The organism is Nocardia sp. NPDC059229 (assembly GCF_042754165.1).
GTDB lineage: Bacteria > Actinomycetota > Actinomycetes > Mycobacteriales > Mycobacteriaceae > Nocardia.
In genome coordinates this window covers 157,800-184,465 of record NZ_JBHZAK010000012.1, presented here as the reverse complement: position 1 = coordinate 184,465, position 26,666 = coordinate 157,800, and the positions used below count along the sequence as shown (strand labels likewise).

The following is a 26,666-nucleotide window of genomic DNA, read 5'->3' as shown; positions in this document are numbered from 1 at the left end:
CCCGACCTGCACACACGGCGTGTCGCAGTTTTGCCATTCGGCGTGTCGCACTCTACCCGGTGCGTCCCGATCGGACGCGCCATCGCGGCAAACCGATGGGTCCGCGCACGATTGTTACGGCTGCTGCAGGGCGGCCAGGACCGCCTTGGCCGTCGCCACGCCGATGCCCGGGACCTCGGTGATCTGCTCCACCGTAGCCTGCTTGAGCTTGGCGACCGATCCGAAGTGCGTGACCAGCGCGGTCTTGCGCGCCGAGCCCAGCCCGGGCACCGAGTCCAGCACCGATTCGGTCATCCGCCGCGAGCGTTTGGAGCGGTGGAAGGTGATGGCGAAGCGGTGCGCCTCGTCGCGGACCCGCTGCAGCAGATACAGCGCCTCGCTGGTGCGCGGCATGATCACCGGGTCCGCCTCGTTCGGCACCCACACCTCCTCCAGGCGCTTGGCCAGCCCGATGACCGCGACATCGGTGATGCCGAGTTCGTCGAGCACCTCGGCGGCGGCATTCACCTGCGGTGCACCGCCGTCCACCACGTACAGGTTGGGCGGGTACGCGAAGCGGCGCGGCTTACCGGTCTTCGGATCGATGCCGGGCAGGCTGGATTCGAGCGGGTCCGAACCGGATTCGAGCTCGGCGGCCTCGGCGGCGTCCAGGTCGCGGCGGAGCTTGCCGAAGCGCCGCCGGGTCACCTCGGCGATGCTGCCGACGTCGTCGGAGCGGCCCTCGCCGGCGGCCTCCTTGATGGCGTAGTGCCGGTACTCGGACTTACGGGCCAGGCCGTCCTCGAACACGACCAGTGAGGCCACCACATCGGTACCCTGCACATGCGAGATGTCCACGCATTCGATGCGCAGCGGTGCGCTGTCCAGATCCAGGGCGTCCTGTAGTTCCTGCAACGCGGCCGAGCGCGCGGTCAGGTCGCCGGCGCGCTTGAGCTTGTGCTGGGCCAGGGCCTCCTGGGCATTGCGCTGCACGGTCTCGGCCAGCGCCTTCTTGTCGCCGCGCTGCGGCACCCGCAGCTGCACGGCCGATCCGCGCAGGTCCGAGAGCCACTGCTGAACCTGCTCATGATCATTGGGCAGGGCCGGGACCAGCACCTCGCGCGGGACCACGGCCCCGGGCTGTGCGTCCCCGCTCTGCTGGGCGACCGCGGTCTGCTCGCCGTAGAACTGGGTGAGGAACTGCTCGACCAGGGCCGCCAGCTCCCCACCGGATTCCGCCACGGCAGGGTCGATCGGACCTGGGCCGGGGCCCTCCGTGGTTACGCCGGCTTCCGCCTCCGGGCCTGACCGCCCCAGGTCCAGGGCGTCGCCTGACTTGTCGACCACCCAGCCGCGCTGCCCGCGCACCCGCCCGTCGCGCACGTGGAAGATCTGGACCGCGACCTCGAGCTCGTCCACCGCGAAGTCGATGACATCGGCGTCGGTGCCGGTGCCCAGCACCACGGCCTGCTTCTCCAGGGCGCGCTTGAGCGCCTGCACGTCGTCGCGCAGGCGGGCGGCCAGTTCGAAGTCGAGTTCGCCGGCGGCCTCGTGCATGCGGCGCTCGAGCTGCTTGACCAGGCGATCGGTCTTGCCGGAGAGGAAGTCGCAGAAGTCGTCCACGATCTGCCGGTGCTCGGCAGCGCTCACCCGGCCGATGCACGGCGCGGAGCACTTGTCGATGTAGCCGAGCAGGCACGGCCGCCCGATCTGACTGTGCCGCTTGAAGACTCCCGCCGAGCAGGTGCGCACCGGGAACACCCGCAGCAGCAGATCCAGGGTCTCGCGAATGGCCCAGGCGTGGGCGTACGGGCCGAAGTACCGCACGCCTTTCTTGCGCGCGCCGCGGTAGACGAACACCCGCGGATACTCCTCGTCGAGGCTGACCGCCAGCACCGGATACGACTTGTCGTCGCGGTACCGGACATTGAAGCGCGGATCGAATTCCTTGATCCAGTTGTATTCCAGCTGCAGCGCTTCCACCTCGGTGGACACCACGGTCCACTCGACCCCGGCCGCCGTGGTCACCATCTGCCGGGTGCGCGGGTGCAGCCCGGCCACGTCGGCGAAGTACGAGTTCAGGCGCTGGCGCAGGCTTTTCGCCTTGCCGACATAGATGACCTGCCCGAACTTGTCCCGGAACTTGTAGACACCTGGTTCGACGGGAATGGTGCCCGGTGCGGGCCGGTAGGTCGCGGGATCTGCCACGGCTCCAGGTTAGTCAGTGCCCCCGACAGGCGGCCAAGGCCTCCGACACCCCCGCCGGGCCTCCGGGCGACCATCCGCGGCGGTCACGGCGACGAAGTATCCGCAAGATCGTTCACCTGGAGGGACCGCCATGATCCGACTGCGTTTGCGCCGCCGCTCGCTCGCCATCGCGGGGGCGGTCTGCCTGGCCGCCGCCGCGCTGGTGGCGGTCTCGGTGCCGGCCGAGGCCGCCGCCGGGCCGATCTTCGTCTATGGCGGCTACCGCGAGCACACGACGCCGCTGCCGATCCGCGCTGGGGCCGTGGCGAATTCGGCGCCGGAGCTGCTGGTCGCCTGGCACGGGCGCGGCCCGACAGCGACCGCGCGTCCCGGAGGACGCGCCACGCGGGAACACCGATCTCCGCGAGGTTCGGCCGTCCAGCGGGGTCTCGCGGTCAGTATGGGACGAACTGTTTCGCTTGATCTGTCCGTCTATGAGGGAGCTTGATCGATGACGAACCATCACCATCTCCACCCGCGCCGCCGGTCGCTCGCGATCGGTTCCGCACTCGGCATCGGCGCGGCGGGCCTGATCGCGGTGTCGGCGCCGGCCGCCGACGCCGACTCGGTCTGCCGCATCGACCGGACGCTCGACACCGCCACCTTCACCTGCCCCGCGGACACCTGGTACGCCGCGGTGGTGCAGTGCCTGGGCACCCGGCAGGTGGGCAGCGGCTACCAGGCCCCCACCTACATCGTGGGCGATTCGCCGCGGCCGCTCATCCCGATGACGATCGAGTGCAATGGTGAGGGCAAGAAGGGCATCGTGCTGAATACCTGGACCGACGGGCCGTTCTGACCCGACCTGCACCGTTCCCGACCTTCACCGTTCCGATCCGCGTTGCGTGGAGCTAGGCGATCTCACGCCGCAAAGCCGGTGCGAGATCGCCCTTTTCGCCCACCTCGACGGTGTCGAGTTCGAGCCAGCCGGCCATGTCCCGCAGCGCCGCGGCCAGTGCGGCCGCCACCCTCGGGTGGTCCCGGCCCGGCTCGGCGAACGCGCCCGGCACCAATAGCCGCCCGGTCCCGCGCTCGGCACGCAGATCCACCCGCGCCACCAGTTCGCCGTCGAGCAGGAACGGGAAGACGTAATACCCGTGCACGCGTTTGTGTTCCGGCGTGTAGATCTCGATGCGGTAGTGGAAGTCGAAGAGCCGCTCGGTGCGGTCGCGGAAGAAGATGAGCGGATCGAAGGGGCACAGCAGGGCCGCGCCCGTGACCCGGCGCGGAGTGCGGGCCTCGGCATGCAGGTAGGCGGGCTTGTCCCAGCCCGCGACGGTGACCCGCTCCAGCTCTCCGGTGTCGAGGAGGTCGGCGATGGCGGGCTCGGTTTGGCGACGGTTGAGCCGGTAGTAGTCCCGCAGATCGGTTTCGGTGCCGATGCCGTGCGCCCGCGCCGCACGCCGCACCAGTTCCCGCACCGCGTCGGCTTCGTCCGGTTCGCGCGAGAGAACCTCGGGCGGAAGGACATTCGCGGCCAGATCGTAATGCCGCTGGAAGCCCACCCGTTTCGGCACCGTCAGCTCCCCCGCCGCGAACAGTGCCTCGCAGACCACCTTGGTGTCGCTGTAGTTCCAGCCCCAATTGTCCTTGGCCCGTGGCCGATCCAGTTCCAGATGCCGCTCGATCTCGCCCGCCGTGCTGGACCCGCACTCCTTGACCACGCCGAGCACATCGTCGGCCAGGGCCGGATTGCGTTCGAGCACCTGCCGCATCCCGTTCCAGCGTCCGTGCCGGTACTGCACCATGCGCCAGCGCATGAGCGGCCAGTCCTCGACCGGAATCAGCGCCGCCTCGTGCGCCCAGTACTCGATGAGCTGCCGGGGCCGCCGGGCGGTGTGCCCCCACGCTGCCTCGTCCAGCAGCGCCCGGTCGTAGGCCCCGATCCGGCTGAACACCGGGGCGTAGTGCGCGCGCACCACCGCCGACACCGAGTCCAGCTGCAGCAGCCGGGTGCTGTCGAGCACCTTCAGGACCGTCCGCCGGGTGGGCGTCCCGCTCGGCGGTGCCGAGGCGAAGCCCTGTGCAGCGAGTGCGATGCGGCGCGCCGCCGCGAGTGACAGGGATCCGGACGAAGAAGTCGGCACACTCGAACCATGCCATGTCCCACCGACAACCTCGTTCGATACAGCACTGTATCGAACGTCTGTACAGCAGCGACCTCGTTCGATACATTCGTGTATCGAACTTCGACACCAAGGAAATCATGGGCATGATCGAGAATCCCGATGTCATCGTGGTCGGGGCCGGGCTGGCCGGTCTCGTCGCCACGCACGAGCTGGTCAAGGCGGGACGCCGCGTACTCGTGCTGGATCAGGAGAACCGCGCCAACCTGGGCGGCCAGGCGTTCTGGTCGCTGGGCGGGCTGTTCTTCGTGGACAGTCCCGAACAGCGGCGGCTCGGCGTCAAGGACAGCCTCGCGCTCGCCATGCAGGACTGGTTCGGCTCGGCCGGCTTCGACCGCGAGGACGAGGACCACTGGGCACGGCAGTGGGCGCGCGCGTACGTGGAGTTCGCCGCCACCGAGAAGCGGCAGTACCTCTACGATCTCGGGCTGCGCGTGACGCCCGTGGTCGGCTGGGCCGAGCGCGGCGGCGTGACCGCCGACGGGCACGGCAACTCGGTGCCACGCTTCCATCTCACCTGGGGCACCGGCCCCGAGGTGGTACGGGTGTTCCTCGAGCCGGTGCTCGAGGCCGAGAAGCGGGGACAGGTCGGCTTCGCCTTCCGGCACCGGGTCGACGAACTGATCGTGGAGGACGATGCGGTGACCGGCGTGCGCGGCAGCGTGCTGGAGCCCGCCACCGAGGCCCGCGGGGTCGCGTCCTCACGGAATATCGTGAGCGAGTTCGAGTTCCGTGCGCGGGCGGTCATCGTGTCCTCGGGCGGCATCGGCCACAATCACGAACTCATCCGCCGCAACTGGCCGACCGACCGGCTCGGCCCCTGCCCGGAGCACCTGATCTCCGGCGTGCCCGCGCACGTGGACGGCCGCATGCTGGGCATCACCGAGGCCGCGGGCGGGCGCATCGTGAACCGGGATCGCATGTGGCACTACACCGAAGGCATCCACAACTGGGATCCGATCTGGCCCGATCACGCCATCCGCATCATTCCCGGCCCGTCCTCGCTGTGGTTCGACGCCAATGGAGAGCGCATGACCGCACCGGCTTTCCCGGGTTTCGACACCAATGCCACCATGAAGCAGATCCTGGCGACCGGCTACGACTACTCGTGGTTCATTCTCGACCAGTCGATCATCGAGAAGGAGTTCGCGCTCTCGGGCTCGGAGCAGAATCCCGACATCACCGGCAAGGATCTGAAGCTGGCCCTCAAGAGCCGGGTGGCGAAGGGCGCGCCGGGCCCGGTGGAGGCATTCAAGCAGCACGGCGTGGACTTCGTGGTCGCCGACACCCTCGCCGAGCTGATCGCGGGCATGAACAAGATCTCTCGCGGCCCGCACCTCGACCTCGCCGATATCGAGCGCCAGATCGTGGCCCGCGACCGGGATGTCGAGAACAAGTACAGCAAGGACGCCCAGTTGATGGCCGTCAACAACGCGCGCCGCTTCCTGGGCGACAAGGTCCGGGTGGCGAGCCCGCACAAGATCCTGGATCCCGCGCACGGCCCGCTGATCGGCGTGCGCCTGAACATCCTGACCCGCAAGACGCTGGGCGGCCTGCAGACCAATCTGGACTCGCAGGTCATCCGCGCCGACGGCACCCCGTTCCCGGGCCTCTACGCCGCGGGCGAGGTCGCCGGGTTCGGCGGTGGCGGCGTACACGGCTACAACGCGCTGGAGGGCACGTTCCTCGGCGGCTGCATCTTCTCCGGCCGCGCCGCCGGCCGCGCGCTGGGCAATACCGCCTCCCCGGAACTTTAGCGGGCAGCTGAGTGGCGTTGGCCGCCACGCACCCGTGTCGGCGGTTGGCTGCCGAACCAATTCAGGACGTACCCGGCGAGTTACCCAGAAGGGCACGAAATCAGTTGTCGCCCACCGCCCGGATATTGGTCCGGGCGGCAGGCCGCTCGATCACTTCAGGGTGCATCCGCGAACCAGCGGTAGAGGTCGCGGCGCAGCAGCAGCGCCAGCACCACGCCGGACGCCATCACGCCGAAGAGCACGGTGAACGGTCCTACGCCCGAGGGCATTTCGGCCGATACCAGCGTGAAGATGCCCAGGAACGACTGCAGGCTGGCCAATCCGAGCGCGGTCACCCAGATCCAGCGCGAGCGCAGCCCGAACAGCAGTGCGACACCGCCGGTCACCCAGGCGGCGAAGAAGTGGCCGATACTGCCGACCACGCACGAGACGCCGCCGGTGATGGACAGCAGGCTGTGCAGCACCGCCAGTCCCATCGCGCCGAGTGCGGCGTATTGCGTTTCCCGGACCTGGGCGGGCATGTCGATCTCGGAACCATCACGGCGCAACCCCCGCACCCCGTCGAGCACACGCTCGAAAAATGTGGCTGGAATGCCGTTTTCCGTGGCGACGGGTGTCATATCCACCTCGTCGGCAACGGCCATTTGCGAACTCACAGCACTCCTCATCGAGTAACCCCTGGTCGCGCGCCCCCTGCGAACGCGCTGAACCTGACGCTAACCAAATGTTCGGATTCCGGACAATCTGGTTGACGAAGTTATGACCATGGCCACAGCCGATAACTAGCATTCGAAACAGTGATCTCGAACACATAACGGCCGCACGCGATTTCGCGTGCGGCCGTTGAAAAGCGCAGGTCCGGGCAGAGTTTCCCAGTGTACCCCCGGAAGCGGAAAACTACTTGTCGTCCATGGGGATCGGCGGAATCACCGGGAACTCGCCGGTGTAGCCCTCGCGCAGCCTGGCGATGGCCAGCACCCGCGGGCTGGCGACCTTCCACCCGATGGCCAGCGCGGGCACGATGATCACCAGGCTGGCCACCGTCCACGTACCGACCGGATGGTCGAAAGCCATCAGCACCAGTACCGCGAAGAGGAACACCAGCGTCGCGATGCCGGTGTAGGGCGCACCGAACATCCGGAACGCCGGACGCTCCGCCTGCCCCTTCCTCCACAGGTAGAACAGCTTCAACTGGCACAGCACAATGGTCGCCCAGGACGCCAGAATGCCGAGCGACGCGACGTTCAGCACGATTTCGAAAGCCTGCGACGGCACAATGTAATTCAGCCAGATACCGAACAGCGCGATGGTGGCGGTGAGCAGAATGCCGCCGTACGGCACACCGGCACTGGACATCCGTGAGGTGAATTTCGGCGCACTCCCGTTCATCGCCATCGAGCGGAGGATGCGGCCGGTCGAATACAGTCCGGCATTCAAACTCGACAGCGCCGCGGTGAGCACCACGAAATTCATGATCGAACCCATGTGCGCGACACCGAGTTTGCCGAAGAAGGTGACGAACGGGCTCTCGCCGCCCTTGTACGCGGTGTAGGGCAGCAGCAGCGCCAGCAGAATCACCGAGCCGCAATAGAATACGGCGATACGCATGATCACCGAATTGATGGCGCGCGGCATGATCTTGGCCGGATTCTCGGTCTCGCCGGCCGCGATGCCCACCATTTCCACGGCGGCGTAGGCGAACACGACGCCGGAGGTGACGGTGACCAGCGGCAGCACGCCGGTCGGGAACCAGCCGCCGGCATCGGAGACCATGCGCAGGCCGGTGCCCTGGCCCTCGACCTCGAAGCGCCCGGCCAGGAAGACGGTGCCGACGACCAGGAAGGTCACCAGGGCCACCACCTTGATCATGGCCGCCCAGAATTCCATCTCGCCGAACCATTTGACCGAGACCAGGTTGATGCCGAGCACGATGACCAGCGCGCCCAGCGCCAGCAGCCATTGCGCGATCGGCTGGAAGGGTCCCCAGTAGTGCAGATAGGTGGCGATCGCGGTGGTGTCGACGATGCCGGTCATGGACCAGTTCAGGAAGTACATCCAGCCGGCCACGAATGCGGCCTTCTCACCGAAGAATTCGCGCGCATAGGAGACGAACGAGCCCGAGGACGGGCGGTGCAATACCAGTTCGCCGAGCGCGCGCAGGATGAAGAAGACGAAGATGCCGCAGATCAGGTACACCAGGAACAGCGATGGGCCGGCATTGTGCAGCCGGCCACCCGCGCCCAGGAACAGGCCGGTACCGATGGCACCGCCGATGGCGATCATCTGCAATTGCCGGGGTTTCAGGGCTTTGTGATAGCCGCTGTCCTCGGCATTGAGGCTGGTGGCAGTAGTCCGGATCTCGGTCATTCGCCGGGTTAACCCTCCGCAATCGTGAAGTGAGGCAGCCTGAGGGTACCTTGCCATTTGCTGAGCTCCACATTGGCGCCCCGAGCGGGGAATCCTTCGAAAAAGCAGGCCGGTCAAGCGACCAATTGGCACGCTTTCATGGAGATTGCCGTGAAGGCGCTGAACCCTCTCGGCGAGCAGCGGCCCGACGTTCCCCTGGTAGCGGCCCGATCCGGCCCCTCAAAGCCCTGCCCACGCGGGCCCACGGCGCTAGAGTCCGATCATGAGGCGCTCGCGACGAATCGGGAGCGGCGCTGCCGCTCTGCTGCTGCTGGTCGGATTGGTCACCGCCTGTTCGTCCTCGACGAACCAGGGTGCGTCGTGCACGGTGTCCCCCAACGGAACTCCGGTCACCTCCGGGGTTCCTGCCGGGCCCAGCAGCACGAATCTGGCCCTGCACCCCGAGGTCGCCACCGGCTACCGCACCGGCATGACACCCGTGCGCACCGGCGATTTCGCGGTCTCCACCGCCAATCCCGTTGCGACCGAGGCGGCTTGCCGGGTACTGCGGGACGGCGGCACCGCCGCGGACGCGCTCATCGTGGCACAGACCGTGCTGAATCTGGTGGAGCCCCAGGCCACCGGCATCGGCGGCGGCGCGTTCCTGATGTACTACGACGCCAATGCCGGGACCGTCGACGCCTACGACGGCCGCGAGACCGCCCCGGCGGCTGCCACCGAGGACTACCTGCGCTACATCAGCGCCGCCGATCACACTGTGCCGCAACCGAATGCGCGGGCCAGCGGGCGCTCCATCGGCACGCCGGGAGTGCTGCGGATGCTGGAGCTGGCCCACAACGAGCACGGCAAGCAGCCGTGGAAGGACCTGTTCGCCCCGGCGATCAACCTGGCGGATCAGGGCTTCAAGATCTCACCGCGGATGGCGAGCCAGATCTCCGACTCCAAGGCCGACCTCGCGCGCGACGACAATGCCAAGACGTATTTCCTGCAGCCCGACGGCAGCCCGAAGCCGTCCGGCACCACGCTCACCAATCCGGCCTTCGGCAAGACCCTCTCGGCCATCGCGACCGACGGGGCGAACGCCTTCTACACCGGCGCGATCGCCGCGGACATCGTCGACACCACCGCCACCACCGCGGGCGGGCGCACCCCGGGGCTGATGTCCCTGGCGGATCTGCAGTCCTACCAGGCGAAGAAGCGCACCGCGGTGTGCTCGCCCTACCGCACCCACGAGGTGTGCGGCATGCCCAACCCGTCCTCGGGCGGCATCACGGTGGAGGCGACCCTGGGCATCCTGTCCAACTTCGATCTGGCGTCGATGAAACCGGCGGACCTCGGCGGCGACAGCACTACCGCCCGCAACGGCGGCAAGCCCACGCCGGAGGCCGTGCACCTGATCGCCGAGGCCGAACGCCTGGCCTACGCCGACCGCGACAAGTACATCGCCGACTCGGATTTCGTTCCGCTGCCGGACAATTCGCCGCAGACCCTGCTGGATCCCGGCTATCTGAAGCAGCGTGCGGCGCTCATCGACCCGGCCAAGAGCCTGGGCACCGCCAAGCCGGGTGACTTCGGCCCGGTGCCGGTCGGCAACGGCCCGCAGCAGCCCGAGCACGGCACCAGCCACATCTCCGTCGTCGACAAGTACGGCAACGCGGCCTCCATGACCACCACGGTCGAATCCGCGTTCGGGTCCTTCCATTTCGTGGACGGGTTCATCCTCAACAACCAGCTCACCGACTTCTCGGCCGAACCGGTCGACAAGGACGGCACCCCGATCGCCAACCGTCTCGACCCGGGCAAGCGGCCGCGCAGCTCCATGGCCCCGACCCTGGTCTTCGACCGAAATCCGGACGGCTCGCGCGGGGCGCTCAGCTATGTCACCGGTTCGCCCGGCGGGGCGGTGATCATCCAGTTCGTGGTGAAAACCCTGGTGGGCATGCTGGATTGGGGCATGAACCCGCAGCAGGCGGTGTCGATGATCGACTTCGGCGCGGCCAACTCCCCCACCACCTATGTGGGTGGTGAGCATCCGGCCGTCGACGCCTCCGACAACGGCGACCACGATCCGCTGGTGCAGAAACTGCGCCAGTACGGCGACCAGGTCTCGGTCGCCCCGCAGTCCAGCGGCCTGTCGGCCCTGGTCCGCGACGGTAATGGCTGGTTCGGCGGCGCGGACCCGCGCCGCGAGGGCGCGGTGCTCGGCGCCCCGCGCTAACGTCGGTCCTGGTTCTCGGCGCTGTACTTGGCGCCGAGTTCCCGGAACCGGTCCATGGCCTCGGCAGCGCGCATCTTGTCGTTGGAGCGGATGGCCATCATGGGCACGTACTCGTCGTGCACCAATTCCAGCCGGGCCCAGGACTTCTTGTCCGGGAAGGAGATCCCGCGGATGTCCTTCCACTGGAACTCGCTGTCGCCCACGATATTGCGCACCGTCACGCCGCGCCGGCCGACCCGCACCCGGGGCCGGGTGAGCGTCAGCACGCCGCCGGCCAGCAGCAGGCCGAACACCATCAGGCCGATCTGATCGGAGACCCGGAAGTTCACGCCGGTGGATCCGTGCCGCAGCACGATGCCGCCGAAGATGAAGATGGCCGCCAGCACCGCCGCCACGATCCGCACGGTGACGATGGCGTGGTGCGGTCGCACCTCGAGATCCCAATCGCCCGCGGCGGTGCCGGGCTGCACCGGCGTCTCGGTTTCGGTCGGCTCGGCCATGGCGTCCTCGGACTCCGCTCTCTGCTCGGCCCGCGGATCGGAATGCGCCGCAGGCGTTTCCGGCGTGGCGGCAGGCTGACGGGGCGGCTCCTCGGAGCCGCCGTCCCGCTTCCAGATCCGCACGACCGGCATGGCTAGACGGTCTGGGTCAGCTCGCGCAGGGTCAGCGCGGCATCGAGGGCGGCGGCCGCGGCCTGCTCGCCCTTGTTCTCGATCGAGCCGGGCAGGCCCGCGCGATCCAGCGCCTGCTGCTCGGTGTTCACGGTGAGCACGCCATTGGTGACCGGGGTGCTCTCATCGAGGGACACCCGGGTCAGACCGGCGGTCACCGAATCGCACACGTACTCGAAATGCGGTGTCTCACCACGGATCACGACACCCAGTGCGACCACCGCGTCATGGCTGCGGGCCAGTGCCTGCGCCACCACCGGCAGCTCCATCGCACCGGCGACCCGGACCACGGTGATGTCGGCGACGCCCGCGGCCCGGGCGGTCTGCTCCGCGTTCGCGACCAGCGCGTCGCAGATGGTGGTGTGCCAGCGCGACGCCACGATCCCCAGCTTGAGGTCCTTGGCATCGGCCAGCTCGAAGGTCGGTACGCCCGTACCGCTCATTCTCGTTCCGCCCTCTCGATAGTCGGTTCCGGTGCGTCAGTTCGCGGTTTCGCCGAGGTCCAGGTCTTCCAGGCCGACCAGGTCGTGGCCCATCCGATCCCGCTTGGTGCGCAGATACCGCAGATTGTGCTTGTTGGCGCGGACGGGCATCGCCACCCGCTCGCTGATGCTCAGGCCGTAGCCCTCGATCCCGGCACGCTTGTCGGGATTGTTGGTGAGCAGCCGCATCGAGGTGATGCCCAGGTCGGCGAGGATCTGCGCGCCGATGCCGTAGTCGCGCGCGTCGGCGGGCAGGCCCAGGTCCAGGTTGGCGTCCACGGTGTCGGCGCCGCCGTCCTGCAGCTGGTAGGCCTGCAGCTTGTGCAGCAGCCCGATGCCGCGGCCCTCGTGGCCGCGCATGTAGAGCAGCACGCCGCGGCCCTGCTGGGCGATCATCTCCATGGCGGCGTCCAGCTGCGGGCCGCAGTCGCAGCGCAGCGAGCCGAAGGCGTCGCCGGTGAGGCATTCCGAGTGCACGCGCACCAGCACGTCCGTGCCGTCGCCGATATCGCCCATGACCAGGGCCACGTGCTCGGCGTCGTCGTATTCGCTCTCGTAGCCGATCGCCAGGAAGTCGCCGAACTCGGTGGGCAGCTTGGCCTCGGCCACCTGCTTGACGTGCTTCTCGTTGCGGCGACGCCAGGCGATCATGTCGGCGATGGAGATGAGCGCCAGATCGTGCTCGTCGGCGAAGATGCGCAGCTCCTCGGTGCGCGCCATATCGCCCTCGTTCTTCTGGCTGACGATCTCGCAGATGACGCCGGCGGGGCTCAGCCCGGCCATCCGGGCCAGATCCACGGCGGCCTCGGTGTGGCCGGGCCGGCGTAGGACGCCACCGTCCTTGGCGCGCAACGGAACCACATGGCCCGGGCGGGTCAGATCGTCGGACTTGGCGTTGCGGTCGGCCAGCACGCGCATGGTGGTGGCACGATCGGCGGCCGAGATGCCGGTGGTGATGCCCTCGCGGGCGTCGACGGAGACGGTGTAGGCGGTGCCGTGCTTGTCCTGGTTGACCGCGTACATCGGCGGCAGGCCCAGGCGATCGCAGTCGTCCCCGGTGAGCGGCACACAGATGTAACCGGAGGTGTAGCGGATCATGAAGGCCACCAGCTCGGGTGTCGCCTTCTCCGCCGCGAAGATAAGGTCGCCCTCGTTCTCCCGGCCCTCGTCGTCGACGACGACAACCGCCTTACCGGCGGCGATGTCGGCGACTGCGCGCTCGATGGTGTCGAACCTGGTCACGTCTGTTGTGCTCCATCTCGAATTAGGTGCCTCATTACACTAAGCCAGGCCCAGCGCCCGATTTGCGCCGACTCCCGGCCTCGCGGCGATCAGCCGCGCTGTACGAGCCGTTCGACGTACTTGGCGATGATGTCGACTTCGAGATTCACGGTGGTGCCGGCCGGGGCCGTGCCGAGGGTGGTGAGCTCGCGGGTGGTGGGGATGAGCGACACCTCGAACCAGTCCTTGGCGCCGTCGGTGAAGGCGTCCTCGGCCAGGCCGATGCCGGAGACGGTCAGCGAGATGCCGTCCACGGTGATCGAGCCCTTCTCCACCACGTAGCGAGCGATGCTGTCGGGCAGGGAGATTCGCACGACCTCCCAGTTCTCGTACGGGGTGCGGGAGACGATGGTGCCGGTGCCGTCGACGTGACCCTGCACGATGTGCCCGCCCAGGCGGCTGTTCACGGCCGCGGCGCGCTCGAGGTTGACGCGGGAGCCCACGGTCAGGCCGCCGATGCTGGAGCGGTCCAGGGTCTCGGCCATGACGTCGACGGTGAAGGTGTCGCCCTCGATCTTCCGGTCGACCACGGTGAGGCAGACGCCGTTGACGGCGATCGAATCACCGTGTCCCGCATCGGAGGTCACCAGGGGGCCGCGAATGGTGAGCCGCGCCGAATCGTCCAGCTGCTCGGTGGCGAGGATCTCGCCCAGCTCCTCGACGATGCCTGTGAACATGCGTACCTCTCCCTGATCGCGTGTGCGTGCTCCGCTGGAGCCAACAGCCGGTGCGGTACGCGGTATTCCCCGCGTGGACGGCCGTCCCCTTCAGCCTAACGACGCGGGGTCGTAGGCGACATGCGGCCTCGTTCACTGGAGCGTTGGATACCGGTGGATGGACGAAATCGGGCGTAAGCCAATGTGCGATCGGATAATTGTGTTCATTGGTCGCGATCGCCAATTGAAACGCCGGGATTTACCGATACTTTGAATGGCCTGACCTGGCCCAACACCAAGTGGTACCCAATTCACGACTCGCTCAACCCAGAATCTTGCGCGGCAGCGAGAATGGTCGCAAGATTGTTATGCAGCTGATTCCCACAGTTCAACTTCTCCGCGAGCAGTTCAGTGCAGAACGGTCACCGTGTCCACGGCCGATCCGGGCCGTGACGATCATCGCAAGCAGAACCGAAGGAAGGTTGGACCCCGCGCGGGTCGGATTCAGGTGGCAGACAACACAATCGGCACAGTTGGGGGTGCGGCGTGACCATGCTTCTCGATTCGACACTCGAAGTTCGCTGCGTACAGTACCGACGCGAATTTCACCTGCCGGCATCGATCGACCCGACGTCACGGCACATCCTCTTGGAGATAGGCACTCGGTACGGGGCCATCACCATGCCCGCCGACCTCGGCGAACGCGTCCAGCAACAGCTGGCGCAGGCCGATCTGGCCGGCCCGGTCGTGCACCATCCCCGGGCACGGCGATGGACCTTCATCACCGGCCCCGCCCGGCCGGAGTCCCTCACCAAATCGGTGGCCGCCGCCCTGTTCCGGCTCTACGCCACCGTCGCGTGCCCGGGAGCGCAGGTCGTGCTCCCGTCCGCCGACGACGAGCGGACGGGATACCGCACCTGGGTGCACTCCCCCGATTCCAGTGACACGGTTCCGCCGCTGGAATCGGTGATCGAAGCGCTCCTACCGCACTGAGCCCGCGCTACTGCGCGGACGCCGCCTCGACCGCGATCACCTTCTGCCGCAAGATTTCCACGGTCGCGGCCGGGTCCGGGGTGCCGTACACCGCGGAGCCCGCCACGAAACAGTCGATGCCGGCCTCGGCAGCCTGCTCGATGGTGTCCATATTGATGCCGCCGTCGATCTCCACGACCAGGCGCAGCTCACCGGCGTCGACCAGGCGGCGCACCTGCCGGGCCTTATCGAGCACGTGCGCGATGAAAGACTGTCCGCCGAAACCAGGTTCGACGCTCATCACCAGCAGGGTGTCGAACTCGCGCAGGATCTCGAGGTACGGCTCGATCGGGGTGTTCGGCTTGACCGAGAGCCCGGCCTTGGCGCCCGCGGCGCGGATGTCACGCGCCACCGCGATCGGGTTGTCGGTGGCCTCGGCGTGAAAAGTGACGTTGTAGGCACCGGCCTCGGCGTAGCCCGGGGCCCAGCGCTCCGGGTTCTCGATCATGAGGTGGCAGTCCATCGGAATGTCGGTCACCTTCAACAGGCTTTCCACCACCGGCAGACCCAGCGTCAGATTCGGGACGAAGTGGTTGTCCATCACATCGACGTGCACCCAGTCGGCGCCCTCGATCGCTTGCAGTTCGGCCGCGAGATTCGCGAAGTCGGCGGACAGGATGGACGGGGCGATCATCGGAGCGGGCCGCTGGAAGGGGGAGGAAGAGGTGCACACGGGCCGCAGTCTATCGGCAGCCCCCCAAGGCCCCCACGTCAACGGGAATGGCTGATTGCCGCGCACCGGAATGGGTAGCCTCTACAGAGTGATCAACATTTCGGCGGAACAAGGGTTGCGCGGTACACCGGTCGAGATCGGTGTCGCCGCGTCCGTCTCCCAGTTGCCCATCGTGCGCGGACTCGCCGAAACACTGGTGTTGCTCAGCGATTTCACCCTGGACGAGGTGGCCGATATCCGGCTCGCCGTCGACGAGGCGGCTTCCACGCTGATCGCCGTCGCCGCGCCGGGCACAACGCTGCAGTGCGTGTTCACCGTCGGCGACGCGGATCTGATCGTACGGGTGAGCGGCATCGCGGGGGCCGAGGGGCTACCGGACCAGCGCAGCTTTGGCTGGCACGTGCTGCGGACGCTCTCCGACGAGGTCACCGCCACCCAGGAACCCTTCGATCCGGCGATCTCCGGATACCCGACGGCGGTGGAGTTCCGGCGGGTCCGGGGGAAAGCGTAGTGACCGACGGAGACAACGTGTTCACAGCATCCGCCGACGCGCCGGGACCCGAGGAACCACGCGACGACCGGGAAACGGACGAGACCGAGGACACCGCCGAGGAGACGGTCGACGCCGACGAGGCCGAGGAGGTCGCGCGCAGCGTCTCCGGCTACGACGACGTCACCATGCTGTTCGAGCAACTGGCCGCCGCCGCACCGGAATCCGGGCGGCGCGCCGCACTGCGCACCGAGCTGATCAACCGCTGTATTCCGCTCGCCGACCACATCGCCCGCAAATTCAGCGGCCGCGGTGAGCCTTTCGACGACCTCACCCAGGTCGCGCGGGTGGGGCTGGTGCACGCGGTGGACCGCTTCGACATCTCCCGCGGCTCCAATTTCCTGTCCTTCGCGGTGCCCACCATCATGGGCGAGGTCCGCCGCTACTTCCGCGACAACACCTGGGCCATGCGGGTGCCGCGCCGCGTCAAGGAAACCCACCTGCGCATCGGCTCCGCCATCGACGCCCTCTCCCAGCAGCTGGGCCGCTCGCCCACCGCCAAGGAGATCGCGGCCGCCCTCGAGATCGACGCCGACGAGGTCACCCAGGCGGTCATCGCCGGAAACGCCTACCAACCCAGCAGCATCGACGCCGTCTCCGTCGGCCGCGACACCGAGGCCTCGCTCCTCGACACTCTCGGTGAGGAAGAATCCCAGTTCGACCGCGTCGAGGAATACGTGGCCATCCGGCCCCTGCTGGCGGGGCTCCCCGAACGCGAACGCCGCATCCTCACCATGCGTTTCTTCGAATCCATGACCCAGACCCAGATCGCCCAGCAGATGGGCATCTCGCAGATGCACGTCTCCCGAATCCTCTCGAAAACCCTTGCCCGCCTGCGGGAACAATCCGCCCGCGAGTGACTCCGGCGTGGCCGGGGCCCCGGCGCGCGCCCGGCATGGGTAGATTGCGGGCGGGTCATGATCGCCTCGGCCGGATGCAAAGGGGTCGGTGTTGTCACAGCAACTGCCGTTCGATTCGCTGTATCGGCACGGGTTCGCGCGGGTCGCGGTGGCCGTGCCACCGGTGCGGGTCGCCGATCCGGGCTTCAACGCCGAACAGACCCTGCTGCTGGCCCGGCGCGCCGCGGCCGAGCACGCGGCGCTGACGATCTTCCCCGAGCTCGGGCTGTCCAGCTACACCGCCGACGACCTGTTCCATCAGGACGCGCTGGACGCCGCGGTCGGCCTGGCGCTCGAGCGCGTGGTCGACAAGAGCACCGCCATCGAGACGGTGCTGGTGGTGGGCGCGCCGGTGCGGGCGCAGGGCCGGCTGTTCAACTGCGGCATCGTGATTCACCGGGGCCGGGTGCTGGGCGCCGCGCCCAAGAGCTACCTGCCCAACTATCGGGAGTTCTACGAGAAGCGTCAGTTCGCGGCGGCGCGGGAGGCCCTCGACGACCAAGTGGTGATCGCCGGGCAACGGGTGCCCTTCGGGGCCGATCTGCTGTTCGCCGCGAGCAACCTGCCGGATTTCGTGTTCCATCTCGAGATCTGCGAGGACGGCTGGGTACCATTGCCGCCCAGCGGCTTCGCCGCGCTGGCCGGGGCCAGTGTGCTGGTGAATCTGTCGGCCAGCAATATCGTCATCGGCAAGGCCGACTACCGGCGCGAACTGTGCGCCTCACATTCGGCGCGGTATCTCGCCGCGTACCTGTATTCGGCCGCCGGGCACGGCGAGTCGACCACCGACATGGCCTGGGACGGACAGGCACTGGTGTGCGAGAACGGCAATGTGCTGGCGGAGGGCGAGCGGTTCGCCGGACACCCGCAGGTGGTCACCGCCGATATCGATCTGCGGCGGCTGGCCGCGGACCGGCTGCGCACCACCAGCTTCGCCGACACCGTGCACGATCATCGGGAGCGGCTGCAACGGTTCCGGCGCATCGACGTCGAGCTGCCCGTGCCCGCCGGGACCGTCGCGCTGCGGCGCGAGATTCCGCGCTTCCCCTACGTTCCCGCCGATCCGGCCCGCCGCAACGAGCGCTGCGCCGAGGTGCATCGAATCCAGGTGGAGGGACTGAGCACACGGCTGACCGCCACCGGATCACAGCGCGTGGTGATCGGGGTGTCCGGCGGCCTGGACTCCACGGTGGCGCTCATCGTGGCCGCCAAGACCATGGACCGGCTGGGACTGCCGCGCTCGAATGTCCTGGCGTACACCATGCCCGGCTTCGCCACCAGCACCCGCACCCTCGAGAACGCGCGGCGGCTCATGCGGGCGGTCGGGGCGACGGCGCACGAGATCGACATCCGGCCATCGGCCACGCAGATGCTGCGAGACCTGAAGCACCCTGCCGCCGAAGGGGTTCCGCAGTACGACGTCACCTACGAGAACGTGCAGGCGGGCGAGCGCACCTCACACCTGTTCCGGCTCGCCAATCTGCACGATGCCCTGGTCGTCGGCACCGGCGACCTCAGTGAACTCGCGCTGGGCTGGTGCACCTTCGGCGTCGGCGACCATATGGCCCACTACAGCGTGAACGCCTCGGTCCCCAAGACATTGATCAAATACCTGGTGGCCTGGACGATCGACACCGGCGAGCTGGGGCCCGAGGCGGGTGAGGTCCTGGCCTCCATTCTCGCCACCGAGATCTCCCCCGAACTCATTCCTGCCGACGGCGACGCTCCCCCGCAGAGCTCCGAGGCCACCGTCGGCCCCTACGAACTCCAGGACTTCCACCTCTACCACCTGCTCCGCTTCGGCGACCTGCCGAGCCGCATCGCCTACCTGTCCCACCATGTCTGGTCCGACCGCACCCGCGGCGGCTGGCCCGACCTCGTCCCCGCCGACCAGCGCCACGAATACGACCTGCCCTCCGTCAAACACTGGCTGGCCGAATTCCTGCGCCGTTTCATCCAGACCAGCCAGTTCAAACGCTCCACCCTCCCGAATGCCCCCAAGGTCGGCTCGGGCGGATCCCTGTCCCCACGCGGTGATTGGCGCGCGCCGAGTGATGCCTCGGCCGCCGCCTGGCTCGACGAGCTCGACCGCAACGTCCCCGGCTGACAACCGCGGCGAATCCACTACCACCCGGCCCGCACCGACCCGGCGACGTCCGCGTTCGCGCAACCGCCGGTGAGTCTGCGGCACACAGAACTACGCGACCGTCGGTAGGCCCGCGCCACGCACCCACACGACCGCCGGTGGATCTGCGGGTCACAGACTCACGCGACCGCCGATGGATCTGCGGCGCACAGACTCACACGACCGCCGATAGATCTGCGGCGCACAGACTCACACGACCGCCGATAGATCTGCGGCGCACGGGTCGGCTCGCGCAGCGTTCGGCCTCGGTGCACGGGTGGACCGAGGCCGAACGGCCCGCGCGAGTCGGACCTTATTGCGGCTGAAGCGGTTTGCGCAGCGCGGCCAGGAACATGGCGTCGGTGCCGTGGCGGTGGGGCCACAGCTGGGCGCCGGGGCCGTCGCCGAGTTCCGGGACGCCCGGGAGCAGGTCGCGGGTGTCGAGCTGTTCCGCACCGGTGCGGCGGACCATATCGGCCACCACGGAAACCGTTTCCGGGAGGTGCGGGGAGCAGGTCGAGTAGATCACGACACCGCCGGGGCGGACGAGATCCCATGCGGCGGTGAGGAGTTCGCGCTGCAGGGTGACCAGGTCGCGGACGTCGGAGGGCTGGCGGCGCCAGCGGGCCTCCGGGCGGCGGCGCAGGGCGCCCAGACCGGTACAGGGGGCGTCGACGAGGATGCGGTCGAAGCCCGGAGTCAGGCCGCTGTCGCGGCCGTCGGCGACATGGACGTCCACGGGCATGCCGCGGGTCGCCTGGCGGACCAGGTCGGCGCGGTGCTCGGCGGGTTCGACGGCATCGACGCGGAAGCCGTCGATATCAGCGATCGCGGCCAGCAGCGCGGTTTTTCCGCCCGGCCCGGCACACAGGTCGAGCCAGCGGCCGGTGTCGGGGCCCTCGAGGGGCGCGCGGGTGACGGCCAGGGCGACCAGCTGGCTGCCCTCATCCTGGACGGCGGCCATGCCCTCGCGGACCGGCTCCAGCTTCGCCGGGTCACCGCCCTCGAGGTACACCGCGTACGGCGACCAGCGGCCTTCCTCGCCGCCGGTGACCAGGGCCAGTTCCTCGGCGGTGATATCGCCGGGGCGCGCCACCAGGTGCACCGCGGGCCGCGCGTCGTCGGCCGCCAGCACGTCGGCCAGCTCACCGGCCCGCGCGCCCAGGGCGTCCGCGAAGGCCTGCGCGATCCAGATAGGGTGCGCGTACTCGAATGCCAAGTGCCCCAGCGGATCCCGCGGCGCGAGCCGTTCCACCCACTCCTCGGGAGTGCGTTCGGCCACCCGCCGCAGCACCGCGTTCACGAACCCGGCCCGCCCCTGCCCGTACTCCGCTCGCACCAGCGCGACGGATGTGTCGACCGCAGCGTGCGCGCCGATCCGGGTGCGCAGCAGCTGATAGGTCCCCAGCCGCAACGCATCCAGGAGCGGTCCGTCGATCTCCTCGACGCCTCGCCCCGCGCACTCCGCGATCACCGCGTCCAGCAGCCCCTGCGAGCGTGAGGCCCCATAGGTCAACTCGGTGGCCAGCGCCGCATCACGCCCACTGATATGCCGCTCCCGCAACAGTCCGGGCAGCACCAGATTCGCGTAGGCATCCCGTTCCCGCACGGCCCGCAGCACATCCCGCGCCACCACCCGCACCGGATCGGCCCCGGCCCGCTCGGCCCGCCGGGCCGCGGCACTGCTCATGCCGGCCTTCGCGTCCGCCTCAGTCCGCTTCGGTCCCCGGCCCCCTTGCCCCGCAGTCCTTTCGCGAGCGAACGAGCCACTCCGGCCGCCCGCGCGGTCACCGCCGGAGGAACGTCCGCCCGTGGACGCCGTCCGGTCACGTCCCGCACCCCGCCCATCGCCACGGCGAGACCCACGATCCGACCGGTTCGCCCCGGAATCCCGGTCCCCTTCCGGGAATCCGCCGCGCCTGTCGTCGCTCTGCCGACCGCTGACCGCCGAATCACGCCCGCGGCCGGTGCCCGACCCATACCCGTCGCGCCCACGAAGTCCGCCACTCGACCGGTTCGACCCCGAATTGCGGTCTCCCGCAGGACGTTCGCCCTTGCCGAAGCCTGCGCGCCGCTGGTCCCCGCTGCCGGTCCCGCGCGATCCGGAGGATGGTGCCGCACCCGAATCGCCTGCCGCGCCGGCGGAGCGGCGGAAGCCGCGACGCTGGTCATCCGCACCGGATTGCGTGCCGCCCCGCGAGTTCGCACCGCGTGTGTCGTCGGTTCGGTATCCCGGCGCACGGCGCTGATCCTCCTGGGATCGGTCACTCGCCCGCGAGGTGCCCGAATCCCCGCCGGATGCGGAGCGGCGGAATCCGCGGCGCTGGTCGCCGTCGCCGGACTGCGGGCGACCGCCGGTGCGCGAATCGCGGTCGCGGCCTTCGCCGTCCGGGCGGGTCACTCGACCACCGTGCCGGGTTCGAGGCGGGCGCCGCGGGCCCAGTCCAGGGCGGGCATCATGCGTTTGCCCTGGGGCTGGACCTCGGTGAGGCGGACCGCGGTGCTCGCGGTGCCGAGGTAGACGCCGGTCTTGCGGATGTCGATGGTGCCGACCGGGAGTGTCTCCTCCACCATTTCGACGGGGCCGAGTTTGAGGCGTTTGCCGTCGATTTCGGTCCAGGCGCCTGGGGCGGGGGTGACCGCGCGAATCCGGCGGTCGATGGCGAGGGCGGGCTGGCTCCAGCGGATGCGGCCGGCCTCCGGATCCACCTTGGGGGCGTAGGAGATACCGTCCAGGGGCTGCGGAATCGCGTGCACGGTGCCGTCCTCCACGGCGTCGAGGGTGGATTCCAGCAGGACCGAACCGCTGTCGGCGAGCCGCTCCAGCAGCGAGCCCGCGGTGTCGGCGACGGCGATGCGCTCGGTCATGGTGCCGAAAACCGGGCCGGTGTCGAGGCCCTTCTCGATGCGGAAGGTCGACGCGCCGGTGTACTCGTCACCGGCGAGGATGGCGGCCTGCACCGGTGCGGCGCCGCGCCAGGCGGGCAGCAGCGAGAAGTGCAGGTTGATCCAGCCGTGCCGGGGAATGTCGAGCACCGGCTCGGGCAGCAGCGCGCCGTAGGCCACCACCGGGCAGCAGTCGGGCGCCAAGGCCGTGAGCTGCTCGATGAATTCGGGCTCCGACGGCCGCTTGGGCGTGAACACGGGAATCCCGTGCTCGTCGGCCAGCCGCCCGATGGGCGAGCGGGTGATCTTGCGGCCGCGTCCGGCCACCGCGTCCGGCCGGGTCACCACCCCGACCACCTCGTGCCTGGAGGATTCGATGAGCCGCCGCAGCGACGGCACCGCCGGTTCGGGGGTTCCCGCGAAGACCAGACGCATATCAGCGACTCCGTTCCCGGTCACCGGCCGTCGCGCGACGCCCGCCACCGATCTCGGACGCCGGCAGCACCGTGACTCCCTGTGTGAACCAACCGGATTCGCGGATGGTGCGCATGGCCTCCTTGCGCGATGCCGACTCCAGCCGCTGCAGGAACAGTACCCCGTCGAGGTGGTCGGTCTCGTGCTGCACGCAGCGCGCCAGCAGCCCCTCGGCCCGGAACTCGACCGGCTTGCCGTCCATGTCGACGCCGCGGGCGAGCACGGTCAGCGGGCGCGTCACGTCGAAGCGCACGCCCGGAATCGACAGGCAGCCCTCCGGTCCGGTCTGGGTCTCCTCGCCGATCACCTCGAAGACCGGGTTGATCAGATGCCCCTGCGCGTCGCCGGTGTCGTAGACGAATACCCGTAGCCCGACCCCGATCTGCGGGGCCGCCATGCCGACGCCCCCGCTCTCGTACATGGTGTCGATGAGGTCGGTCACCAGCTGGCGCACCTCCCGGTCGAACGTCTCGACCTCCGCCGCGCGGGCGCGCAGGATCGGATCGCCGAACAGGCGGACAGGCTGGATGGTCACGGGCAGCTCCCGATAGCGAACGAATACGGTCGTCTCATTTTACGGACGCCCGTGACCACCCTGATCAGGAATGCGCCGCCAACACGACATCGCTGATGCCGGTGCCCAGTGCGACCGGCACGCAGGCCGGTGTCACAGGGTGCGCGGGATCGAGCAGATTGACCACCAGCCGCTGCACGAACGGGTCGTACACCAGGTGGAAATGCCCGGTCAGGTCCTCCACGCACTGCTCCTGCAGCACGATATTGGTGGCGCCCGCGCCATGCAGCGCGATGTTGGTGTTGGGCTGGATCATTTCATCGACGCGACTGCCGATCGTCGTGTATTTCACACCGGGCACCGTGTCGCCGCCCGCGTTCAGGTCCTTGATGAACGGCGATCCGGCCGCCTGTTGAATGGCAGCGGTGGAGGATCCCATCTCCACGAGCTTGTAGATGCCCGGCACCGCGTCGGCGATCGGCACCAGCCCGTACATGATCCCGCCGTAGCTGGGCGAGGCCAGGCCGATCCACTGGCCGACCTTCGGCGCGCCGCCGAGCTTGTTGATCCAGTACCGGGTCACGCTCGCGCCCTGCGAGAATCCGACCAGATCGACCTGGGTGGCCCCGGTCGCGGCGAGCACCTGATCGACGAAGGTGCCGATCTGCGCGGAGCTGGCCCACACGTCCTCGGTGCCGTAGGTGTCCTTGCCGGGTTTGCCGCCGTAGTTGAGGGCGAACACGCAGATCCCGGCCTGGGCCAGCAGCGGGCTGATGCCCGACCAGTCGGAGTAGGCCGAGGAGTCGGTGCCGTGTGCGAGCACCACCGGGCGCGGATGCTCCGCGGTCGGTTTGCAGCCGAAGTCGTTGGCGCCCTGGGGCGCCGCGTCCGGATGCTCCTTGAGATAGCGGGCCGCCGCCAGATGTTCGGTCTGCGGCGGCCCCTGTTGCGCCGGTACCTGAAGTACCGGAGTCACGGCCGGTTCGGCCTGTGCGTACGTCCCCGTCGGTGTGGCGGCCGTACCGATCACGGCGGCCGCCAGCGCCATCACCCCCACCGGTGCCACGCGGCGCAGTGCGCGAGTCCGGCTCCTCTGTTGTCCCATGTCACAAGATCGCATGGGGCGCTTTTGTCCCATGTCACGATCTTCGTCGGAATCGGCCCGAATGTTCCAGCGAGAAGCGGGGTTTCGAGGCCATTACTTTTCGGGTGTGTCGTCCTCGGCGAGGATCCGGTAGAGCGAGCGGCGCGCCTCGGTGAGCACCTCCGCCGCCTTGGCCGCCTGCTCCTGCGTGCCGACCGCGGCCACCTGGGCGACCGCGCCCATCAGCTGGCCGACCAGTCCGCGCAGGTCCAGGGCCTGATCGCCGACGCCGTCCTTGACGTCCTGCCAGGGATCGCCCAGCTCGGTGCGGTTGGCCTCGACGTACTCGACACCGGATTCGGTGAGCTTGGCCGTCTTTCGACCCGACACCTTCTCGATCAGCACCAGCCCCTCGTCCTCGAGCTGCGCGAGCGCGGGGTAGATGGAGCCCGGGCTGGGACGCCAGACATCCTGGCTGCGTTCGCGAATCTGCTGGATCAGCTCGTAGCCGTGCATGGGCCGCTCCTGCAGCAGCAGGAGGATGGCCGCGCGGACATCGCCGCGCCGGCCGCGCCCGCCGCGGCCGCGACCGCGGCCGAAATGCGGACCGGGTCCGAAGCCGGGACCGAAGTCCGGGCCGAAACCACGACCGTGGCCGTGGCGGTGCGGACCGAAGTCGCCGCGCGGGCCACCGCGACGCATCCGCGGGTGTTCGGGGCCCTGCTGCTCTTCGGCGCGCAGTCGCCGCCAGGGGCCGCGGCCCCGTTCGATGTTGTCCATGTGTTCCATGGTCGTGCCTCCTTCAAGGCTCGTCGTTGTGTTTGTTGCTATCGACGATATATCGACAATCTATCCACAACAAGGGTGAGACGAGACACAAACCGCCCGGTTTGGACTTAAACGGTCAGGAGACCATGGGTGCGGACGGCCTCCCACAGCCCGGACGAGCGTTCAGCCGTCGGCAGGGGGTTGACCAGGGCGAATGCGCAGCCGATAGCGGCCGCACCACCGTCGGCCTCGGCGCTGTCGCCGACCATGAGGGTGTTCGCGGGGGTCGCGCCGAGGTTGTCGAGGGCCGATTTGAAGATGCGCGCGTCGGGTTTGATCGCACCGACTTCGAAGGACAGCGCGTAATCGCCGATATATCGATCCCAGCCGCGATCGGCGAAGGCCGGGCGGATGTCGAACGCGATATTGCTGACCATGCCCACCCGCACGCCGCTCTCGTGCAGCGCGCGCAGCACCTCACCGGTATCCGGGTAGGGCGTCCAGCCGTCCGGATCGAGCAGCAGCTCGTAGACCTGCAGAGCCTGCGCGTGCGGAACACCGGTCTGCTCGAGCACCTCCAGATAGGCGCGGCGGTGCAGCGCCGGATCGAGATCCCGATTCTCCCAGGCATATTGGCCCTCGGCATCGAACCGCACGATCTGCCCCACGGGCGCGGTGAGCCGGCGCATGATCTCGGCGATCTCGTGGGTATCGAGCAGGCGACCGGCGGCATCGGTGAGCTGTGCGTCGTGGAACGCGGACTCCTCGAATCGAAAAACCGTACCGGAGAAGTCGAACAGCACCGCGTCGATCGCCATCCCGCCACCCTACACAGGCGGCCCCGCCGAGAACGTCGCCGAATCCCGCACCTGCAGAAGCAGACTCATCGTATCCAGCCCGCGCGCCACAGCAGATATTCATGTGGTCGCCACGCAACCACACCGGGTCCCCGCGACACCGCGGCGACCGGTCAGCCCGCTCGCGCATTGCCCCGCCAGTCCGTGAGCCGAACCACTACTCCTCAACTTGTCTGAGGAATTTGCTACGGTGGGCCCATGACGGATCCGGTGCTGAACGTGAGCGACGTGACGGTGGTGCGCGGCGGAAACCCCATCCTGCAAGGGGTTTCGCTCACCGTGCGCGCCGGTGAGCACTGGGCGCTACTGGGTCCCAACGGTGCGGGCAAGACCACCTTGCTGCGCATGCTCGGCGCGTTCGAGCATCCGACCCGGGGCAGTGTGGAGGTGCTCGGGGAGCGGCTGGGCCGGGTGGACATGCGCGCACTGCGGGCCGGCATCGGCCATGTCGATCCGCGCCACACTCCGAGCGGCCCGCTCACGGTCCGCGACGTGGTGATCACCGGCGCGACCAACACCGCCGGCCTCATCCCCCGCTGGCACGCGACGCCCGCCCAGCTCGCCGAGGCCGACCGCCTGATCGACCTGCTCGGCCTGTCCCACCGCCGTGACGCCGACTGGCAGATCCTGTCCCAGGGCCAGCGCGGCCGCACCCTCATCGCCCGCGCCCTCATGCCCAACCCGCGCCTGCTCCTGCTCGACGAACCCGCCACCGGCCTGGATCTGGCCGGGCGCGAACAACTCCTGGAACGCCTCGACCTGCTCCAGCGCGCCCACCCCGACCTCGCCTCGGTCCTGGTCACCCACCATCTGGAGGAACTCCCGCCGGGCACCACCCACGCCATGCTCCTGCGCAATGGCCACACGGTCGCCGCGGGCCCGGTCGGCGAGGTGATCACCACCGCCCACATCAGCGCCTGCTTCGACCACCCGGTCCGCATCCTCCGCGACGAGGGCCGCTGGTCCGTGAGACCCGCTCAGCCCCAACTGAACTGACCCGAACTCACCGCACCACCCGGC

At 68.7% G+C, this 26,666-nt stretch carries 24 protein-coding genes; 9 read left to right on the top strand and 15 right to left on the bottom strand.

What is annotated here, in order from left to right; all coding sequences use genetic code 11:
• Positions 1-114: 114 nt before the first annotated feature.
• Positions 115-2,187 carry an excinuclease ABC subunit UvrC gene (gene uvrC, locus ACFXHE_RS26420; RefSeq protein WP_379387147.1) on the bottom strand — a complete coding sequence of 691 codons (2,073 nt, stop codon included), beginning with the start codon at positions 2,185-2,187 and terminating at the stop codon, positions 115-117.
• A 130-nt stretch (positions 2,188-2,317) separates the two neighbouring features.
• Between uvrC and ACFXHE_RS26415 the strand changes: the two genes are divergently transcribed.
• Both ACFXHE_RS26415 and ACFXHE_RS26410 read left to right on the top strand, forming a co-directional pair.
• Entirely contained in the window at positions 2,318-2,674 is a 357-nt protein-coding gene (locus ACFXHE_RS26415; protein ID WP_379387146.1) for a hypothetical protein, read from the top strand.
• Between the two features lie 3 nt (positions 2,675-2,677).
• Positions 2,678-3,025 carry a hypothetical protein gene (locus tag ACFXHE_RS26410; RefSeq protein ID WP_379387145.1) on the top strand — a complete coding sequence of 116 codons (348 nt, stop codon included), beginning with the start codon at positions 2,678-2,680 and terminating at the stop codon, positions 3,023-3,025.
• Positions 3,026-3,077: 52 nt separating this feature from the next.
• On the opposite strand, the gene ACFXHE_RS26405 is transcribed toward ACFXHE_RS26410, so the two are convergent.
• Complete coding sequence (locus ACFXHE_RS26405; protein WP_379387144.1) at positions 3,078-4,313, bottom strand: winged helix-turn-helix domain-containing protein; 1,236 nt, start codon at positions 4,311-4,313, stop codon at positions 3,078-3,080.
• Positions 4,314-4,438: 125 nt separating this feature from the next.
• Here ACFXHE_RS26405 and ACFXHE_RS26400 point away from each other — a divergent pair, with 125 nt between their 5' ends.
• Positions 4,439-6,109 (top strand): FAD-binding dehydrogenase, encoded by a 1,671-nt coding sequence (locus ACFXHE_RS26400; protein ID WP_379387142.1) that lies wholly within the window; start codon positions 4,439-4,441, stop codon positions 6,107-6,109.
• 155 nt (positions 6,110-6,264) lie between these two features.
• Here ACFXHE_RS26400 and ACFXHE_RS26395 read toward each other — a convergent pair whose 3' ends face one another.
• Positions 6,265-6,765: a hypothetical protein gene (locus tag ACFXHE_RS26395; protein ID WP_379387140.1), complete on the bottom strand. Its 501-nt coding sequence runs from the start codon at positions 6,763-6,765 to the stop codon at positions 6,265-6,267.
• A 241-nt stretch (positions 6,766-7,006) separates the two neighbouring features.
• The gene (locus tag ACFXHE_RS26390; RefSeq protein ID WP_379387250.1) at positions 7,007-8,476 is read right to left on the bottom strand and encodes an amino acid permease; all 1,470 of its coding nucleotides are present in this window, start codon (positions 8,474-8,476) and stop codon (positions 7,007-7,009) included.
• Between the two features lie 262 nt (positions 8,477-8,738).
• Between ACFXHE_RS26390 and ACFXHE_RS26385 the strand changes: the two genes are divergently transcribed.
• Positions 8,739-10,694 carry a gamma-glutamyltransferase family protein gene (locus ACFXHE_RS26385; RefSeq protein ID WP_379387138.1) on the top strand — a complete coding sequence of 652 codons (1,956 nt, stop codon included), beginning with the start codon at positions 8,739-8,741 and terminating at the stop codon, positions 10,692-10,694.
• Here ACFXHE_RS26385 and ACFXHE_RS26380 read toward each other — a convergent pair.
• The 4 genes from ACFXHE_RS26380 to ACFXHE_RS26365 form a co-directional block, all read right to left on the bottom strand.
• The gene (locus ACFXHE_RS26380; protein ID WP_379387136.1) at positions 10,691-11,326 is read right to left on the bottom strand and encodes a PH domain-containing protein; all 636 of its coding nucleotides are present in this window, start codon (positions 11,324-11,326) and stop codon (positions 10,691-10,693) included. The two genes, ACFXHE_RS26385 and ACFXHE_RS26380, sit on opposite strands and share 4 nt — an antisense overlap.
• Before the next feature lie 2 nt (positions 11,327-11,328).
• Entirely contained in the window at positions 11,329-11,808 is a 480-nt protein-coding gene (gene ribH, locus ACFXHE_RS26375; RefSeq protein WP_357003218.1) for a 6,7-dimethyl-8-ribityllumazine synthase, read from the bottom strand.
• A gap of 36 nt (positions 11,809-11,844) precedes the next feature.
• Positions 11,845-13,089 carry a bifunctional 3,4-dihydroxy-2-butanone-4-phosphate synthase/GTP cyclohydrolase II gene (locus ACFXHE_RS26370; protein WP_364612549.1) on the bottom strand — a complete coding sequence of 415 codons (1,245 nt, stop codon included), beginning with the start codon at positions 13,087-13,089 and terminating at the stop codon, positions 11,845-11,847.
• Positions 13,090-13,178: 89 nt separating this feature from the next.
• Positions 13,179-13,805: a riboflavin synthase gene (locus tag ACFXHE_RS26365; protein WP_379387135.1), complete on the bottom strand. Its 627-nt coding sequence runs from the start codon at positions 13,803-13,805 to the stop codon at positions 13,179-13,181.
• A gap of 627 nt (positions 13,806-14,432) precedes the next feature.
• Here ACFXHE_RS26365 and ACFXHE_RS26360 point away from each other — a divergent pair.
• Complete coding sequence (locus ACFXHE_RS26360) at positions 14,433-14,777, top strand: hypothetical protein (protein WP_379387133.1); 345 nt, start codon at positions 14,433-14,435, stop codon at positions 14,775-14,777.
• Positions 14,778-14,784: 7 nt separating this feature from the next.
• Here ACFXHE_RS26360 and rpe read toward each other — a convergent pair whose 3' ends face one another.
• Positions 14,785-15,450 (bottom strand): ribulose-phosphate 3-epimerase, encoded by a 666-nt coding sequence (rpe, locus tag ACFXHE_RS26355; protein WP_354837566.1) that lies wholly within the window; start codon positions 15,448-15,450, stop codon positions 14,785-14,787.
• Positions 15,451-15,577: 127 nt separating this feature from the next.
• Here rpe and ACFXHE_RS26350 point away from each other — a divergent pair, with 127 nt between their 5' ends.
• The 3 genes from ACFXHE_RS26350 (at position 15,578) to ACFXHE_RS26340 (ending at position 19,045) form a co-directional block, all read left to right on the top strand.
• Positions 15,578-16,000, top strand: coding sequence for an anti-sigma factor (locus ACFXHE_RS26350; RefSeq protein WP_379387131.1), 423 nt, complete (start codon positions 15,578-15,580; stop codon positions 15,998-16,000).
• 167 nt (positions 16,001-16,167) lie between these two features.
• Entirely contained in the window at positions 16,168-16,899 is a 732-nt protein-coding gene (locus ACFXHE_RS26345; protein ID WP_379387249.1) for an RNA polymerase sigma factor SigF, read from the top strand.
• A 91-nt stretch (positions 16,900-16,990) separates the two neighbouring features.
• Positions 16,991-19,045, top strand: coding sequence for an NAD(+) synthase (locus ACFXHE_RS26340; protein WP_379387129.1), 2,055 nt, complete (start codon positions 16,991-16,993; stop codon positions 19,043-19,045).
• A gap of 331 nt (positions 19,046-19,376) precedes the next feature.
• Here the strand turns inward: ACFXHE_RS26340 and ACFXHE_RS26335 are convergent, their stop codons facing one another.
• The 6 genes from ACFXHE_RS26335 to ACFXHE_RS26310 form a co-directional block, all read right to left on the bottom strand.
• Positions 19,377-20,753: an RsmB/NOP family class I SAM-dependent RNA methyltransferase gene (locus ACFXHE_RS26335; RefSeq protein ID WP_379387127.1), complete on the bottom strand. Its 1,377-nt coding sequence runs from the start codon at positions 20,751-20,753 to the stop codon at positions 19,377-19,379.
• Positions 20,754-21,460: 707 nt separating this feature from the next.
• Positions 21,461-22,384 carry a methionyl-tRNA formyltransferase gene (fmt, locus tag ACFXHE_RS26330; protein WP_379387125.1) on the bottom strand — a complete coding sequence of 308 codons (924 nt, stop codon included), beginning with the start codon at positions 22,382-22,384 and terminating at the stop codon, positions 21,461-21,463.
• Between the two features lies 1 nt (position 22,385).
• Positions 22,386-22,958: a peptide deformylase gene (def, locus tag ACFXHE_RS26325; RefSeq protein ID WP_379387123.1), complete on the bottom strand. Its 573-nt coding sequence runs from the start codon at positions 22,956-22,958 to the stop codon at positions 22,386-22,388.
• A gap of 64 nt (positions 22,959-23,022) precedes the next feature.
• Positions 23,023-24,042, bottom strand: a complete 1,020-nt coding sequence (locus tag ACFXHE_RS26320) for an esterase/lipase family protein (protein WP_379387121.1) — start codon at positions 24,040-24,042, stop codon at positions 23,023-23,025.
• Between the two features lie 93 nt (positions 24,043-24,135).
• On the bottom strand, positions 24,136-24,723 hold the full coding sequence (locus ACFXHE_RS26315; protein WP_379387248.1) for a PadR family transcriptional regulator: 588 nt from the start codon (positions 24,721-24,723) through the stop codon (positions 24,136-24,138).
• Between the two features lie 194 nt (positions 24,724-24,917).
• Entirely contained in the window at positions 24,918-25,607 is a 690-nt protein-coding gene (locus ACFXHE_RS26310; RefSeq protein ID WP_379387119.1) for an HAD family hydrolase, read from the bottom strand.
• A 237-nt stretch (positions 25,608-25,844) separates the two neighbouring features.
• Here ACFXHE_RS26310 and ACFXHE_RS26305 point away from each other — a divergent pair, with 237 nt between their 5' ends.
• Positions 25,845-26,642 carry an ABC transporter ATP-binding protein gene (locus ACFXHE_RS26305; protein WP_379387117.1) on the top strand — a complete coding sequence of 266 codons (798 nt, stop codon included), beginning with the start codon at positions 25,845-25,847 and terminating at the stop codon, positions 26,640-26,642.
• The last annotated feature ends 24 nt before the right edge of the window (positions 26,643-26,666 follow it).